Origin of the sequence: Polyangium fumosum (assembly GCF_005144585.1) — a bacterium.
GTDB lineage: Bacteria > Myxococcota_A > Polyangia > Polyangiales > Polyangiaceae > Polyangium > Polyangium fumosum.
Genome location: NZ_SSMQ01000009.1, coordinates 147947 through 162558, shown reverse-complemented (window position 1 = coordinate 162558; position 14612 = coordinate 147947). Strand labels below are relative to the sequence as shown.

Annotated in this window: 16 protein-coding genes; 7 read left to right on the top strand and 9 right to left on the bottom strand. The window is 68.8% G+C overall.

The window, feature by feature from the left end; all coding sequences use genetic code 11:
• Positions 1–1605: a hypothetical protein gene (locus E8A74_RS11340; RefSeq protein WP_136928971.1), complete on the top strand. Its 1605-nt coding sequence runs from the start codon at positions 1–3 to the stop codon at positions 1603–1605.
• Here E8A74_RS11340 and E8A74_RS11335 read toward each other — a convergent pair.
• Together E8A74_RS11335 and E8A74_RS11330 are read right to left on the bottom strand one after the other, a co-directional pair.
• Complete coding sequence (locus E8A74_RS11335) at positions 1602–2858, bottom strand: spinster family MFS transporter (protein ID WP_136928970.1); 1257 nt, start codon at positions 2856–2858, stop codon at positions 1602–1604. The genes E8A74_RS11340 and E8A74_RS11335 overlap by 4 nt on opposite strands.
• Positions 2859–3077: 219 nt before the next feature.
• Positions 3078–3419, bottom strand: a complete 342-nt coding sequence (locus E8A74_RS11330; RefSeq protein ID WP_136928969.1) for a histone H1 — start codon at positions 3417–3419, stop codon at positions 3078–3080.
• A gap of 379 nt (positions 3420–3798) precedes the next feature.
• Between E8A74_RS11330 and E8A74_RS11325 the strand changes: the two genes are divergently transcribed.
• The 3 genes from E8A74_RS11325 to E8A74_RS11315 all read left to right on the top strand — a co-directional run bounded on the left by E8A74_RS11325 (position 3799) and on the right by E8A74_RS11315 (position 6566).
• Complete coding sequence (locus tag E8A74_RS11325; RefSeq protein ID WP_136928968.1) at positions 3799–4623, top strand: OmpA family protein; 825 nt, start codon at positions 3799–3801, stop codon at positions 4621–4623.
• A 42-nt stretch (positions 4624–4665) separates the two neighbouring features.
• Positions 4666–5616 (top strand): Ppx/GppA phosphatase family protein, encoded by a 951-nt coding sequence (locus E8A74_RS11320; RefSeq protein ID WP_136928967.1) that lies wholly within the window; start codon positions 4666–4668, stop codon positions 5614–5616.
• A gap of 443 nt (positions 5617–6059) precedes the next feature.
• On the top strand, positions 6060–6566 hold the full coding sequence (locus tag E8A74_RS11315; protein ID WP_136920397.1) for a CarD family transcriptional regulator: 507 nt from the start codon (positions 6060–6062) through the stop codon (positions 6564–6566).
• An 89-nt stretch (positions 6567–6655) separates the two neighbouring features.
• Here the strand turns inward: E8A74_RS11315 and E8A74_RS11310 are convergent, their stop codons facing one another.
• Complete coding sequence (locus E8A74_RS11310; RefSeq protein ID WP_232379504.1) at positions 6656–7129, bottom strand: hypothetical protein; 474 nt, start codon at positions 7127–7129, stop codon at positions 6656–6658.
• Between the two features lie 56 nt (positions 7130–7185).
• The gene (locus tag E8A74_RS11305) at positions 7186–7704 is read right to left on the bottom strand and encodes a tRNA (cytidine(34)-2'-O)-methyltransferase (protein ID WP_232379503.1); all 519 of its coding nucleotides are present in this window, start codon (positions 7702–7704) and stop codon (positions 7186–7188) included.
• 104 nt (positions 7705–7808) lie between these two features.
• Here E8A74_RS11305 and E8A74_RS11300 point away from each other — a divergent pair, with 104 nt between their 5' ends.
• The gene (locus tag E8A74_RS11300) at positions 7809–8969 is read left to right on the top strand and encodes a hypothetical protein (RefSeq protein ID WP_136928965.1); all 1161 of its coding nucleotides are present in this window, start codon (positions 7809–7811) and stop codon (positions 8967–8969) included.
• Between the two features lie 76 nt (positions 8970–9045).
• Here E8A74_RS11300 and E8A74_RS11295 read toward each other — a convergent pair whose 3' ends face one another.
• The 3 genes from E8A74_RS11295 to E8A74_RS11285 are packed head-to-tail and all read right to left on the bottom strand — an operon-like array spanning position 9046 to position 10587.
• The gene (locus tag E8A74_RS11295; RefSeq protein WP_136928964.1) at positions 9046–9462 is read right to left on the bottom strand and encodes a hypothetical protein; all 417 of its coding nucleotides are present in this window, start codon (positions 9460–9462) and stop codon (positions 9046–9048) included.
• Positions 9463–9485: 23 nt separating this feature from the next.
• A complete protein-coding gene (gene rnc, locus E8A74_RS11290; RefSeq protein ID WP_136928963.1) occupies positions 9486–10271 on the bottom strand; it encodes a ribonuclease III in 786 nt (261 codons plus the stop codon).
• 19 nt (positions 10272–10290) lie between these two features.
• Complete coding sequence (locus E8A74_RS11285) at positions 10291–10587, bottom strand: 4a-hydroxytetrahydrobiopterin dehydratase (RefSeq protein WP_136928962.1); 297 nt, start codon at positions 10585–10587, stop codon at positions 10291–10293.
• Between the two features lie 67 nt (positions 10588–10654).
• Between E8A74_RS11285 and E8A74_RS11280 the strand changes: the two genes are divergently transcribed.
• Positions 10655–11278: a zinc ribbon domain-containing protein gene (locus E8A74_RS11280; protein WP_232379502.1), complete on the top strand. Its 624-nt coding sequence runs from the start codon at positions 10655–10657 to the stop codon at positions 11276–11278.
• Positions 11279–11383: 105 nt separating this feature from the next.
• Complete coding sequence (locus E8A74_RS11275) at positions 11384–12199, top strand: hypothetical protein (protein ID WP_232379501.1); 816 nt, start codon at positions 11384–11386, stop codon at positions 12197–12199.
• Between the two features lie 6 nt (positions 12200–12205).
• On the opposite strand, the gene E8A74_RS11270 is transcribed toward E8A74_RS11275, so the two are convergent.
• The gene (locus tag E8A74_RS11270; RefSeq protein ID WP_136928961.1) at positions 12206–13237 is read right to left on the bottom strand and encodes a peptidyl-prolyl cis-trans isomerase; all 1032 of its coding nucleotides are present in this window, start codon (positions 13235–13237) and stop codon (positions 12206–12208) included.
• Between the two features lie 53 nt (positions 13238–13290).
• On the bottom strand, positions 13291–14565 hold the full coding sequence (locus E8A74_RS54700; RefSeq protein ID WP_136928960.1) for a metallopeptidase family protein: 1275 nt from the start codon (positions 14563–14565) through the stop codon (positions 13291–13293).
• Positions 14566–14612 lie beyond the last annotated feature (47 nt).

Genomic DNA, 14612 nt, shown 5'->3' with positions numbered 1-14612 from the left:
TTGACGAGCGATTCGAACCCTCCCACACGCGGCCAGGGCCAGGGCGGCGCGCACAACGCGTACGTCGAGCTCCTGCGCGACTCGCGAGGCCTGCGCCGCGAGCAACGCGAGGCGCGCGACGCCTGGTTCTCGAAGCTCGCCGAGAAGCAAAAGGACGAGATCCTCTTCGAGCTCGAGATCCTCCTGAAGGGCCTCGCCTGCTTCGCAAACCCGCGCAACCACCCGGGCTCGGGCCGCAGGCAAACGATCGTCAGCCACGACTTCCGCGAGCAGCTCGCGCACGCGAAGGACGGCATGCTGCGCGTCGTGCAGCTCGCGCGCATGATGCTCGGCGAGCGCGATCGAGCGTTCGTGTTCCAGCGTTACCTGGAGACCGTCCTGCCCGAGGACAACTCGCGCACGCGGCTCGTCTACGCGACGATGGCGCAGGAGTCGCCCGAGGCAGCGCTGTTCCTCTTGCGGCAAGCGTTCACGAACCTGATCGAGACGGGCACGGCGATGCTGCGCCTGCCGCGCGTGAGCTACCGCGTCTTCTACGCGCACCTCTCGATCACGATGCGCGAGATCACGCAGAGCGCGTTCTTCAACCCGCTCTCGGCGCTCGAGTTCCGGCCCGAGTTCGATCGCATCGGCTCGTCGGCGGTGCTCGAGCTCATGCAGAACGTGACGGGCGAGCACCCGCATCGGCTCGTGGCGCTGACGTTCCTGTCGCTCTACCGCATGCTGCGGTACCTGCGCCTGCTCGACGCGATCGCGCTCGACCACACCGACCGTCGCGTCGCGGGGCGCGCGTACCTGGTGCTCGCGGTGCTGCGCAGCGACGGGCGCGCGCTCTCGAACTACCTGCGCAGGCGCGCGGGCGAGCTGCTCGCAGAGGGGTTCGGTCGGGAGCTCGGGCGCGTCGGCGCGTCGGACATCGGGGCGCGGCACGACGCGCTCGTGGCCGAAGGGCAAAGGCTCTCGGCGATCAAGGACGCGCTGCTCACGGTGTCGGCGAGCCTGCGCGTGGAGCTCCGCCGAATCTTTGAGCACGAACTACCCCCGGCCGACGCGAAGCTGACGGAGCAGGATCTGCGCGCGCGGATCCAGGGAGCGACGGCGCTCTTGCGGCCTGCGATCGAGCTCTGCGTGCTCTTCCTCGGACGCGCGCTCGGGGCGACGCTGGAGGAGGGGCGCGTCTTCGAGGACGTCGGCGTGCGGCGCGGGACGATCGCGCGCGTGCGGCAGAACGTGTGGATGTTCGCGCAGATCACGCGCGCGTTCGCGAGCAAGCTCCGGCACGCCGATCCCACGAGCGACCGGTGGGCCGTGCCCGAGAGCTTCGGCTTCGTGCGTGACTTCCTCGGCTACTTCCGCGCGATGGGATATCCGCTCGTGGTGCTCGGCGACTACCCGCGCGCGCGCTCGCTCGTCGCTTCGCTCGCAGCGCTCCGCGACGCGGATCTGCTCGACCCCACGCGCCTCGACGTGGCCGCGGGCGAGTGCGAGGCGTTCTACGATTTTTCGATCCAGCTCTTCGAGCGCATGTCGCAACGCGAGCTCGCGGGCGTGCCCTTCGATCGTCCCGCCGCGGCGCGATCGCTCAAGCTCTACCTCGGCGACTAGCTCGACGAAGACGCGGGGTTCGTCCGGCGCGCGCCGGCAAACCAGAACGCGGCGGACAGCGCGAGCGCGACGGGCAAGAGGAGCATGCCCCAGAAGAGGCCCGTGCCCGACGTGCACTGCGCCTTCGCGTCGCCGAACGCGTCGCTCACCGCGCCGACGATCGGCGGCGAGATCAGATCCCCGAGCAGGTGGATCAAGAAGATCGACAGCGCCATCGCGCTCGCGCGTCGATCATCGGGCACCGACTTCAAGATGGCGAGGTTCGTCGGGGCCATGCTGGCGAAGACCGCGAGCTCGCAGAGGCCGAGCAGCGCGAGGAAGCTCGTCGACGACGGCGCGAAGATCGCGAGGACGGCGACCGGCGTGGCCACGGCCGAGGAGATCGCGCAGACCCAGAGCGCCGCGCGCACGCGATCCTCGCCGGGCACGCGCTCCGCGACGAGGCTGCCGATCGCGGTGCCGACGAGCCCCGTGACCACCGTGAGCTTGCCGAACGCGCCGTCGGCGACGTGCAGATCGAGGCAGAGCCTCCGGTAGAGGAACGGCACGGCCCACTGCACGAAGCCGCCGAGCGCGAACGTCTGCGCGATGTAGCCCGCGACGGTGAGCACGTACGAGCGGTTCCGCGCGAGCGCGCGTGTGTCGTCGAGGAAGCTCGCGACGACGCCGCGCTCGTCTTTCTTCTGCGCGAGCGATCGCGAAGGCTCGCGTAGAAGAAGCGCGACGAGCGCGAGCAGCACGCCGGGCCCGCCTGCGATGTAGAAGGCGTTGCGCCATCCGTAGCGATGCTCGAGCAGGCCGCCGAGGATGAAGCCGAGCGCGGAGCCTGCGGGGATCGCGACGTAGAAGATGCCGAGCCAGCGGTTCTTTTTCTCGGCGGGCGCGACGTCGTCGATGATCGTGGGGCTCAAGGTCGCGTAGCTCGCCTCGCCCACGCCGACGACGACACGCGCGGCGAGGAGCGATGCGAGCGCGCCTGCGAGGCCCGAGGCTGCGGTCGCTGCGGACCAGACGAGGACACCGGCGGCGATGAGGGCTTTGCGGGGGAACCTGTCGCCGAGCCACCCGAAGACGGGGCTCGTGACGAAGTAACCGAGCATGAAGGCGCTCGTGACGAAGCCGAGCTCCTTGTCGGAGAGCGCGAGGTGTTCCTGGATGCGCGGTCCTACGGCCGTGACGACAAAGCGGTCGACGTAGTTCAGGAGGTTCAGGGCCGTGAGCAGCGCGAGGATCGCGCGCGGGCTCTTGATCACGGGACGAGACTACGGAAAGAGGCGCACAAAAACACGAATGGACGTACGGTCTTCCGACGTCCATTCGGTCGAGGCTCTTCGATGTCCCTAACGCCGCGGATCCAAGCTGGTTCGGGGCACATCATCCCTCGATCTTCGTCGAGGCCCCGACGCCCGCGAGGCGGACTCGATGTCCGCCTCCGGGACGGCTGCGAAGAGCTTGCGGGCTAGCTACTGGGCCTATTCCTCGTCGTCGCTCGACGCGGCGGGCGCGGGAGCGGGCGCGGACTTCGGAGCAGCGGGCTTGGCGGCGGCGCGGCCCCGTGGAGCGGCCGACTTCTTGGCCGGCGCGCGCTTCGTGGCCTTCTTCGCCGTGCGCTTCGTCGTGGCGGCGGCGCGCTTCTTCGCGGGGGCGCGCTTGGCAGCCGTCTTCTTCGCGGGGGCGCGCTTGGCGGCCGTCTTCTTCGCGGCAGCCTTCTTCGCGGGCTTCTTGGCGGCCTTCGTCGCCTTCGTGGCGGCCGGCTTGGTGGCCTTCTTGGTCGCCTTCTTCGCGGGCTTCTTCGCAGTCTTCTTCGCAGCCATCTGTAGACCCTCCTGATTGGCCGCCTCGCTCTCGCTTTTGCACTGAGTCGCGAGCCCCGAGACAACAGATGTTGCACGACGTATATTGCCACGCATGGTGACGGTCAAGGAAATTCTTGCAAGGCCTGCTCTGATGTACCCCTTCGGTTGAAGGGAGATCGCTCTGCAAGCATTGCGAGGGGGCGGAACGCAGGAACAGATGGGGTGTGGTGTCCCTCGCGATCCGAAGCGCCTACAACCTCCCCTTTCGTCGTCAAACGTCGCCTATTGACATGGGCATCGGTTCATGCATCGAGCGTCGCGGGGTATGTCTCCCCTTGTGCGATGCGTAGGACCTCGGCTACGGTCCGGACGTTCGTCAAGCGTCCAGGAGGACAGGATGTCGATGCGTCGCACGACCTCATGGCTCCTGCTCGGATCCGCGCTCTTCGCCTTCACGGGCGCTACCGGGTGCGGCTACTCCGAGGAGGAGATGCAAGCCAAAGTCCGTGAAATCGAGGCCCTGAAGGGCCAGCTCTCCGATCAGGAGAGGCAAAACAAGAAGGCCCGCGGCGAGCTCGACGACGCGAAGGCGCAGATCGAGCAGCTCAAGCAGCAGCTCAAGAACGCCGGCGTCGATATCTCGAAGCTCAACGCGAACCTCGAGGAACAATCGAAGGCCCTCGAGGAGTACCGCCGCCGCGCCGAGCAGCTCGAGGCGATCAAGAAGCGCTTCGAGACGCTGCGCGAGAAGCTCCAGGCCCTCACGAAGCTCGGGCTCAACGTGACCGTGCGCAACAACCGCATGGTCATCCAGCTCCCGGGTGACGTGCTCTTCGATCCGGGCAAGGAGACGTTGAAGAAGGACGGGCAGGACATCCTGCTCAAGGTCGCCGAGGTCGTGCGCAACGACTCGGCCTTGTCGCAGCGCTCGTTCCAGGTCGCCGGTCACACGGACAGCGACAAACTCGCGGGCGGTCGCTTCAAGGACAACTGGGGCCTCAGCGTGATGCGCGCGCGTGAGGTGCTCGCGTTCCTCATCGAGACGCCCGAGAAGAACGGCGGCGGGCTGAGCCCCGCGCGCTGGAGCGCCGCGGGCTACGGCGACACCGATCCGGTGAAGCCGAACGACACGCCCGAGAACAAGCTCGCGAACCGCCGCTGCGAGCTCGTGGTGCTGCCGAACGTCGAGGAGATGCTCGACCTGAAGACGCTCGCGAACTGAGCCGAGCGTTCGTTTTTTTCGACCCCCAATCATTGGAGCTCCATGCGATTCGCCGCGATCGACATCGGCACGAACTCCGTCCTTTTGCTGGTCGTCGAGCAGCGGGGCGACGAACTCGTGCCGATCGTCGAGCGCGCCACGATCACGCGCCTCGGGCAGGGCGTCGACGCGACGCGGAAGCTCGCGCCCGAGGCCGTGACGCGCACGCTCGACTGCCTCGCGCAGTATGGCGAGGAGCTTCGCGCAGCCGGCGCCTCGAAGGTCGCCGCCGTGGGCACGAGCGCGATGCGTGACGCGAGCGGCGGCGACGCGTTCCGCGCGGAGGCGAAGGCGCGGCTCGGCGTGGAGCCGCGTGTCGTGTCGGGGCGCGAGGAGGCAGAGCTCACCTTCGAGGGCGCGCTCTCAGGCCTTGGTCTCCCGGGGCCCGTCACGGTCTTCGACGTCGGCGGCGGCAGCACGGAGATCGTGACGGGGGACGCGGCCGGAGGGCTCGCGCGTGCGACGAGCCTCGACATCGGCAGCGTGCGGCTCACGGAGCGGCACGTGAAGAGCGACCCGCCGACGGCGGCGGAGGTCGAAGCGGTGCGGGCGGACGTGCGCGCCTCGCTCGAGCGCACGGGCTTCTCGCCGAGCGGCGCGCTCGTCGGCGTGGCCGGCACGGTGACGACGCTCGCGGCCTATGCACGGGACGTGTTCCCGTATGACGCCTCCCGCGTGCATGGCGCGCGTCTCTCGCAGGACGAGGTCGTCCGCGCCGTGGGCTCGCTCGCGACCATGCCGCTCGTTTCGCGACGGGCCTTGCGGACGATCAAGCCGGAGCGTGCGGACGTGATCGTCGCGGGTGGGGTTCTCGTCGCGGAGGTGCTCGCGTGGGCCTCGGAGGCGCGTGTGGCGCACACGCCCGCCGTGGAATCCAGCGTCGAGCTCGTGGTGTCGGACCGCGGGGTGCGCTGGGGGCTCGCGCGGAGGCTGGCAGAAGGGCGCCTTTCGTAACGGCGACCGCTCGCTCCTCCGCCCAATCATGCGCGTGTCCGTTGCCGTTTCACCGGACCGTTGCCATAACTGTATGGAAGCCCGCCGGCGAGAGCCAATTCGGTTGACAGATCCCGGCGTTCTCACTAGAGTGCGCGCGCCTGGCGCAAACTAACCCCTCACCGAGGCGTCGAGATCTCGAGACGTGAGGGGACTTCTCTCAACAACCCCGAAACCCCTTCCACCGTCAGCTCCCCCGCGGTGTCTTCGATGGTGACCGAACCAGCAGCGCTCTGCGATCTCCCGCATCCCCCAGGCCCTTATCGTGGTCTTCGCGGCGGCGCTCGGCTCTTCGGAATGAGACCCCAGATCCAACGGTTCCTGGCCGACCTCGAGCGATCGGATCGCTCGGCCCAGCGGGGACACGAGATCGTAGCGGCGGGGCGGTAGGCAAAGGAGACAGTATGCAGGCTCGTTCGGAGATCCAGTTCAAGGTAGGCGACAAGGCGGTTTATCCGGCCCAGGGCGTGGCCGAGGTCGTCAACATCGAAGAGAAAGACATCGCCGGGAACCGCCAGCGCTTCTACGTTCTCCGTATCCTCGACACCGACCGCAAGATCATGGTGCCGGTTTCCAACGCCAGCGCCGTCGGGCTCCGTCAGGTGATCTCGGAGCAGGAGATCCGCGAGATCTTCGACATCCTGCGCGAGCGCACGATCGCGTTCGACAACCAGACCTGGAACCGCCGTTACCGCGGTTTCATGGACAAGATCAAGACGGGCTCGATTTACGACGTCGCCGAGGTTCTGCGTGATCTCTACCGTCTGAAGACGGACAAGCAGCTCTCCTTCGGCGAGCGTCGCATGCTCGACACGGCGCGCTCGCTCATCGTGAAGGAGATCGCGATCGCGCGCGGTCAAACCGAGGAGCAGGTGAAGACCGAGATCGAGGCGATCTTTCTCGCCAACTGAACCGTAGAACCGCGCGGGCAAGGGGGTTTGGGGTCCCCGCCCGGTTCCCCGAAGAGGGCCGATTCCAGCAGGAATCGGCCCTTCGGTTTTTAATTATTTCCCGGACGAACCTGCACGGGCGGCAGCGGGGGAAACGGGAGATCCACGCGCCACGCTTCGTCCTCGAACACGCACGCGACCTGCGCGCGATCCCCGGGCCCGAGGCCGATGATCTCGACGAGCGCGTGGTTGCCGGAGATCTGCGCCGCATATCGCTGCGGCTCGAAACGCACGACGAAGCGCGAGGGTACGATCATCGCCTCGGGCGCGATCGTCTTGCCGCTCGCCGCGCTGTAACGCTGGGCTCGCTCGGCGAGGTTCGTGCGCGCGCGCTTCGAGAGCAGCTCGAACGCAGACTTCGCCGTCGCCGGATCGCCGTTCACGAGCCGCAGCCGCTCGACGAGCTCACGCACGGCGCCGTCGGGCGAGGCGTTCGCGGGGCGCCGGTTACAGCCCGCAGCCGTGACGAGCAAGGTCGCAGCGAGCAGCGGCACGGCGAGGCGTGCGGAGAGGGGCTTCGGCATCGAGCGGGCTCCGGGCGTAGCGCGTGCGTCAGTGCGCGTAAAGGCGCGGCCTGGCCTCATCCGAGCGTCGTCTGCGAGAGCGCGCCGATCTGCCGCAGCGCCTCGTAGAGCACGATGCTCACCGCGTTCGCCAGGTTCAGCGAGCGCACGGGCCCGAGCGTCGGGATGCCGTAGACGTCGTCGGGGAAGCGCTCGAGCAGCGCGTCGTCGAGGCCCTTGCTCTCCTTGCCGAACACGAGCGCGTCGCCGGGCTTGTAGCCCGCGTCGAGGTAACTCTTCGTGCCCAGGGCGCTGAAGAGGCAGAGCCGTGGAGCCGGCAAGCGTGCGCGAAACTGCTCGAAGTCCGTGTGTTGTTCGAGCTCGACGAGGTGCCAGTAGTCGACGCCGGCGCGGCGGACGGAGTGCTCGTCGATGCGGAAGCCGAGCTTGCCGACGAGGTGCAGCTTGCTCTTCGTGGCGGCCGTGAGCCGGGCGATGTTGCCGGTGTTCTGCGGGATTTCGGGTTCGATCAGCACGACGTGGAAGGGCTGATCGAGCGGTTTTGCGCGGAGGCGAGGGCGCTGGTCCTTGGCCACGGGCGTCTTTCTAGCCGCATGCGCCCCGAGCACAAGCTTCCGCCCTCAGAGACCTTGACGGGAAAGCGGCCCCCACCGTAGCCTCGCGCCTCGGAGATCCTGGTATGCGTCGATTCGGGTGGATCGCGGCGGCTGCCGCGCTCGTCGCGGCTGTGGCGGTGCCTCGCCAGGCACAGGCGGACACGATGGACCCGGCCCTCGCGCGCCTCGTGACGGACGAGAGTTGCCGCGCGCCGGGCGGAAACGGCGGCCTCTACTACAACCCGCATTCGGGCTACTCCCGTTGCGGCACCGATGATCTCGCGTTCGCCAAGCTCATCGGCGAGTGGGGCTTCGCGCTCGCGCCGACGGCGATGCATCCGGCGCGGACGACCGGCTACGGCGGGTTCGATCTCGCGTTCGAGGGCGCGTTCACGAACATCTCGTCGGACTCGCAGTACTGGGCGCTCGGGACGCAAGGCAAGCAGGACCCGAACAACAAGCTCTTCTCCACGCGCAACACCGGCCCGGACGACTTCCTCCAGGTCTTCTCGATGAAGACCCGGTACGGCTTCGCGCCGCTCTCGTTGCCGCTCGGCATCCTCGGCATGGAGCTCGGCACGAAGATCGGGTTCATGGCGAACTCGAACATCGGCATCCTCGGCGCCGACGTGCGCATCGCGTTGCTCGAAGGTTTCCGCACGGGCATCCCCGCGATCTTCCCGGACATCGCGGTCGGCGGCTCGGTCACGACCCTCACGGGCAACCCCGAGTTTCAGCTCACGGTCGCGGCCGCGGACGCGCAGCTCTCGAAGCCCATCCCGATCGCGGGCAGCGTCGTGCTCACGCCGTACGTCGGTTACTCGTTCCTCCGCATCTTCGGCGACTCGGGCCTCATCGACCTCACGCCGAACACCGACGCGCTGAACTACTGCGGCTACCAGGGCGGCAACACTCCGGCCACGCCCGACCCCAGCAAGCCCTACCGCGATGGTCAGCCTGTCTGCGGCGCGGGCACGAGCGCGGACTTCAACAACACGGCCGTCTTCGATTCGGTGCGCATGACGCGCCATCGCATCGACGCGGGCCTGCAGCTCCGCTTCCAGATGATCCGCATCGGCGCGCACTTCGTCACCGACGTCATCGATCCGCAGGAGGCGAACCAGGACGAGGATTCGCAGGTCTTCACGCCGGATCCGAACGACGCCGCGGACACCAAGGTGAACAAGTTCGACGGCATGCCCCGGCAGTACACGCTCGCCTTCGACATCGGCCTCGTGCTCTAGGCACGAGCGACGACGCACGAACGAAAACGGGCCACCTCGTTCGAGGCGGCCCGTTTCGTTTCAAGCCTGCGCGAGGCTATTTTTTCGTGTTCACGTCCGGCAGCGCGTAGCCGAGCTCTTTCAGGATCGCGCGGAAGTTCCGGTCCTCGTCGCGCGCGGCGTTGAGGTGCTCCATGAACTTCTTGAAGTTCCCGTCCTCGGCCGCGGACGCCGCGCGCTCGTAGTTCGCGAGCACGAGCAAGAGGTGCGGGTGCGCCTTCGTCACGGCCGCGGGCACCTCCATCTTGCTGCCGACACGCGCGCGCGCCTCCGCGAGCGCCTTCACCACGAGGACGAGCTCCTTGTCGAACGTACGAGGCTGGAGCATGTCCCCTTCCTTGCGCGCCTCGTCGAGCAGAAGCGCGGCGCGGTCGAGGTAACTGCCCGCCCACGCGGGCAGCACGGTGAAGACCAGCGCGAGCGTCACGAGTACGGCGAGCGCGATCCGGCGCATCTTCGAAAACCTCCTCGAAAGTCTCAGGCGTCCTCCGTCCGCGGGAGGGCTTCATTGGACGGACGAACCTCGGACTCGTTCGATCCTGAAGATACCGCCTCCTCGACGTTCACGTCACCTGACCACAAGCTCAGGATCGCGGCTCGCGCGGCTTCCTGTTCCGCGAGCTTTTTCGAACGGCCCTGGCCTTCGCCCACGATCCGTTCGTCGATCTCCACAACGACCGTGAAGTCCCGGTGATGCGGCGGTCCCTCGACGCGCACGACGCGGTAGCGGGGCGATGTGCCGCCCGTGGCCTGCACACGCTCCTGCAGCTCGCTCTTCGGATCTCGCATGCGCTGCGGGCCCTCCGTGAGGAGTGCGAGCGGCTCGGCGATCACCGCGTGCACGAAGAGCCGCGCCGCGTCGAAGCCACGATCGAGGTAGAGCGCGCCCATCATCGCCTCGACCGCGTCCGCGAGCACGTTCGTGCGGTCGCGCTCGCCCGCGGCTTGCGCGCCTCGACCGAGCCGGAGCGCCGCGCCGAGCTCGACGCTTCGCGCCCATGCGGCGAGCGGGGTCGGGTTCACCAGGGCCGCGCGCATCCGCGAGAGCTCGCCTTCGTCTGCGCCGGGAAAGCGCTGCATCAGCAGCTCGGCCACGCAGAGCCCGAGCACCGCGTCGCCGAGGAATTCGAGCCGCTGGTTGTCGGCGCACGCGCCCTTGCGTTGCTCGTTCGAGAAGCTCGGGTGCGTGAGCGCCTCTTCCAGATGAGGCAACTCGCCGCTCAGACCGAGCCGCGAAAGGAGCGCTTCTCGAGGGGAATCCATCACCGCGTCGGATCCTCGCTCACGGGCCTCCGTAGAGGCGATCGGTCGCTTCGGCCATCTCCGTGTCGACGCCCGTGATCCCACCCGCGTCGTGTGTCGACCAGACGACCGTGACGCGGCCCCAGCCGAGGTGGACGTCGGGGTGATGATCACGCTTCTCCGCGGCGAGGCCCACGCGCACGACGAAGGCGAGCGCCGTGGAGAAGTCGGGGAACTTGTACGTCTTCTGGATGGCCTCGCCTGCGCGCGACCAGCCTGCGTGCGCGCCCAGGAACGTGGCGACGGCGTCGTCTTCGAGCTTCTGTCGCTTCGACATGGTGGGGCATTTGTAAACGGTGGGGCGCGCGCTGGGAACCCGGCGCGCGCTAAACTCCTCGCCGTCGATGCCTGCCCTCGTCGCGTGTCCCTTCTGCCGTGAGATGTTCGAGCCCTCGGAGGCGCGTGTCTGCCCCGAGTGTGGCTTGCCGCTCGAAGACATCCGCAAGCTGCCGCCCTCGCGCGAGGCGCTCGAAGACGAGGCGCCGGTGCCGCCCGAGATGGAGACGGTGCCGTTCCTGTACGCCGCGCGTGGACGCGGCGCGCTCGCTGGGATCGCGCTCCTCGGGCTCGTCGCTTTTTTTCTGCCCTGGGTGCGCGAGCAGGCACCGGAGCTCCAGGTGCTCACGGGGTTCGGGTTCGCGGAGCGCTTGCAGTGGATGTGGGCGCCTTTCGTGTCGTGGGTCGTGATGCTCCCGCTCGTGCTCTCGCGCCGCTCGATCCATGCGATGCGCGGGGCGCGACTCGCGGTGGGATTTTTGGCGGCGATCGTGATCATGACCGTGATCATGCGCGTCGCGGTGGTCCCCGAGAGCACGCGCCATCGGCCCGTTCGCTTCGAGTGGGCGTACGGCCTGCACGTGACGTTCGTGCTCGGCTTGCTCGCGCTCGGCATCGCGACGCGCTTCGGCGGGCGCGTCGACGACATGCGTTCGAACGAGGCACGCAAGGGCGACGAGATGTTGCATTAGCGGCTTTTGCGGCCGCCCCAGGTCGACACGGGCCGAGGATTCGCGTATTGTGTGGGCGGCGGCTTTTCTTCGCGCGGCGCGGGGCGGGTCCGTCGGAGGTGCGCCATGGCCAAGACACCGATGAGCGCGCAACGCGTCCGGCCGAGAGCGGACTCGTCCGACACCGATGCATTCGAGGTGCCCGCGGCCGTGCTCTGCACGATCTGCGGCCAGTCGGATTGCTCCGGGTGCACGCCGGCGGATGAGACGGCCTCGGGCGTGATGGCCATCGTGCCTTGGGAGCGTCCTGGAGGGACCTCGTGGTCGCGCCTCTGGGGGACGGCGCTCGCGACGACGCAGGGCGCGGACGCGTTTTTCTCGGCGCTGCCGGACGGCGCGTTGCCGCCGGCCGTGCGGTTCGCGATCGTCGCCGAGATGCTCGCGGTCGGATCGATGGTGGCGATGCTCCTGCCGATCGCGGCGCTCGCGTTGCCGCACCTCGCGCTGCAGGTGATCGGGGATCCGGAGATGCGCGTGCGGGCGCTCGAGTGGTTCGTGATCGGCGTGCCCGCGCTCGCGCTCTGGATGGTCCTGGCGCACGCGAGCCACGGCGCGGCGCTCGACGCGGGCGCGCGAAAGCAGGGAGCGCGGCCGCAACGGAGGCGCGCGCTCCGGTTTGGTTTGTACTCCTGCGGCTGGGACCTGATGACGGGTCCGCTCGGCGCGATCTGGATGCTCGGATCGCGCGGCGCGAAGGCGGCGGCCGAGGTGCTCGCGCTCTCCATGCGCGTGCCGGGTCGTGCTTCGGACGCGCTGCTCAAGGGCGTGTACGGTTTGCCCGAGGATGCGGCGCTGCGCGCGCGGCGCACGGGTACGGTCGTCGCGGTGATCTCGGCGATCGTGTCGGCGCTCGGGTTGCTCTTGGCGTTCGCGTTCGCTTGAGCTGCGTCAGCGCGGGCCCGCGGGCGTCTGCGAGGGCGCAGGCGGGCCGGCGGCGGGGCGCCGCGACGAGGGCAAGGTGCCGGGGCGTTTGGCGGGCGCGACCTCGCCCATCGCGCTCACGCCGAGCATCTCCAGGAGGTCGGTGTTCGTCTCGCCGAGGTGCTCCTTGCGCAGCGCGGCCACGAGCTCCTGGATCTTCTTCTGCGTGCGCTCGTGCATCAGGATCTGCTTGATCGAGGGCGCTTCGAGGTCGAGCGGGCGGTCGACCGCCTTGATGCTCTGGCGCCGCCAGACGACGGCCCACGACGAGCCTTCGGCGACCGGCTCTTGCACGAGCTCGCTGTCCTTCACGCCTTCGGCCGCTTTCACGAGCGCGACGTCGACCTTCACGTTCGGGTCCGTGGTCGTTCCATCGGGCGCCACGAGCCCGAGGTTGCCGCCGCGCATGTTCGTCGACTTGTCGAGCGACAGGTCGCGCGCGAGCTCGTTCCAGCGCTTTGGCGAGAGGTCGGCCTTCGCCTTCTGGATCACGTCGAGCGCCTGCTCGCGCGTCGCCACGAGGATGCGCCAGATCGCGACGCGCGACGGCGCGTGATACTTGTCGCGGTTCGTGTCGTAGTAGGCGCGCACTTCCTCGTCGGTCACGGCGCCCTGCGCGGCGACCTCGGCGCGGATCTGCGAGACGATCGCGTTGCGCAGCACGCTGCGGATGCGCTCGCCGACCTCGGGCAGACCGCGCATCTTCGCGGCCTCGGCGCCCTCGGCGTAGAGCGTCTCCTTGAGCATCGTCTCTTCGACGAACTTGCGGCGGATCTCGTCGTGCGTCTTGCCGAAGTAGCGGAGCTGGAACGGCGGCATCGCGGCGAGCTTTCGCTCGACCTCGCGCACCGTGATCGTTCGAACTCCAACCTTCGCGACGACCGGGTCGCCGTCGCTCGGCGCGGCCGCCTGGGCGAGCACGTACGAGCTCGTGGCCGTGGCGGCGAAGAGCGCGATCGAGGAGGCGAGGATCGCGCGCAGGATCGAGGCAGGACGCATGACGAGGGCCATTCTTGCCGGGCGGGGGCCGAGGTCAAGCCGGCTCGCTTCTTTCAGCGGCAAAACGTGAAATACGTGGCGACGAACGCGATCACGAAGAGCGGCCACGTCGTCCGCACGAACCCCGCGAGCTCCGACGCGAGGCCACGGCCCGCGCGGCGCGCGGCTTCGCGCTTGCCGATCCTGCGGATCGCTTCCTTCTCGATCACCGCGTGTTCTTCCTCGTCGAGCGGGTCGTCGCCGGCGAGGTGGTGCAGGTGGTGGGTGATCTCGTGGTCGATCGTCTCGTCGATTTCGGCGGCCACGTCGAACGAGCGATCGTGGCGGTGCTCGGCCTGGAATGTCCGATAAAACAAGCGGATCTCGGGCGCCCGTGGGATCCCGAGCGTCGCGTCCGTGCCGCCGGGCGTGTAGCAGCCGAGCAGCGGCTCGCCGCCGTCGTCGCAGGCGGGCACGCCGTCGTCGACGATGAGGTCGATGTTGCGCACGCGGCGCGCTTGGTAGATGCGATCGGCGGCGCTCGTCACCATCGCCTCGAACGCGTCGAGGTCCGGGAAGGCGCGGCGTGCCTTGCGGGGTTCGCCGATCTCGTAGGGGATTTCGCGCTGCCAGGGGACGTCGAGGTCGTTGCGCGCGCCGCACGCGGCGCAGCGGTGCACGGCGACGAGGCGCGCCGAATAATGCGCTTCGTAGAGGCAATCGGCGACGGCCTGGTAGGCCTCGCCCGGGGCCGCGGCGAGCGCCTTGGCGATCGCGGAGGCGCGGCGCTCGCGGCCGAGCGCGGTGATGCCCATGGCGACGACGAGCGCAGGCGTGATCCGGGTCGGCGCGGATTCGGCGCGGAAGAGCGGCAGGGCCTCCTCGACCGTACGCGCGGCGATCCGGATCGATCGGGCGAGCTCGGTGCCCACGCGGATCGCCGGGATCACGTGGGCCGTTTCGTGATCGAAGGGCGCGTCGAGCTCGGGGTCGTCGAGCTCTGCGTCGACGAACGGCGCGATCTCGAGCAGGCTCGAAGGCGCGACGCGGAAGGCTTCGCCGCAGTTTTCGCACGGCAGCTCGGCGGGCGCCTCGGCTTGCACGCCGGCGTGGACCAGGAGCGCGCGGAGCACGTGGAAGTCGCGCAAGGACAACCCGCGCACGTCGATTGGCGCGCCTGCGTCGGTCCGCGCGACGTCCTTGGCTTCGAGGATCCCGAGCGCTTCCATGCTGCCGCCGGGTCGCACGTCGGGCGTGCGGGCGTGTGCGGCGGCGCGCCGGGCGGCCTCGTCGGAGAGGCGCGCCACGCGGCCGGAGGGCAGGTGCACGCGGGCGGAGAGGCGGGGCACGCCGAGGCGATGATGCCGGAGCGCGCCAGCGTCAACCCGTCGGCTCT

Coding starts and splice junctions, on each gene's coding strand:
- E8A74_RS11275 (WP_232379501.1), top strand. CDS start 11,384: ATGGCCAAGACACCGATGAGCGCGCAACGCGTCCGGCCGAGAGCGGAC.
- E8A74_RS11280 (WP_232379502.1), top strand. CDS start 10,655: ATGCCTGCCCTCGTCGCGTGTCCCTTCTGCCGTGAGATGTTCGAGCCC.
- E8A74_RS11315 (WP_136920397.1), top strand. CDS start 6,060: ATGCAGGCTCGTTCGGAGATCCAGTTCAAGGTAGGCGACAAGGCGGTT.
- E8A74_RS11300 (WP_136928965.1), top strand. CDS start 7,809: ATGCGTCGATTCGGGTGGATCGCGGCGGCTGCCGCGCTCGTCGCGGCT.
- rnc (WP_136928963.1), bottom strand. CDS start 10,271: ATGGATTCCCCTCGAGAAGCGCTCCTTTCGCGGCTCGGTCTGAGCGGC.
- E8A74_RS11295 (WP_136928964.1), bottom strand. CDS start 9,462: ATGCGCCGGATCGCGCTCGCCGTACTCGTGACGCTCGCGCTGGTCTTC.
- E8A74_RS11285 (WP_136928962.1), bottom strand. CDS start 10,587: ATGTCGAAGCGACAGAAGCTCGAAGACGACGCCGTCGCCACGTTCCTG.
- E8A74_RS11270 (WP_136928961.1), bottom strand. CDS start 13,237: ATGCGTCCTGCCTCGATCCTGCGCGCGATCCTCGCCTCCTCGATCGCG.
- E8A74_RS11320 (WP_136928967.1), top strand. CDS start 4,666: ATGCGATTCGCCGCGATCGACATCGGCACGAACTCCGTCCTTTTGCTG.
- E8A74_RS11330 (WP_136928969.1), bottom strand. CDS start 3,419: ATGGCTGCGAAGAAGACTGCGAAGAAGCCCGCGAAGAAGGCGACCAAG.
- E8A74_RS11310 (WP_232379504.1), bottom strand. CDS start 7,129: ATGCCGAAGCCCCTCTCCGCACGCCTCGCCGTGCCGCTGCTCGCTGCG.
- E8A74_RS11325 (WP_136928968.1), top strand. CDS start 3,799: ATGTCGATGCGTCGCACGACCTCATGGCTCCTGCTCGGATCCGCGCTC.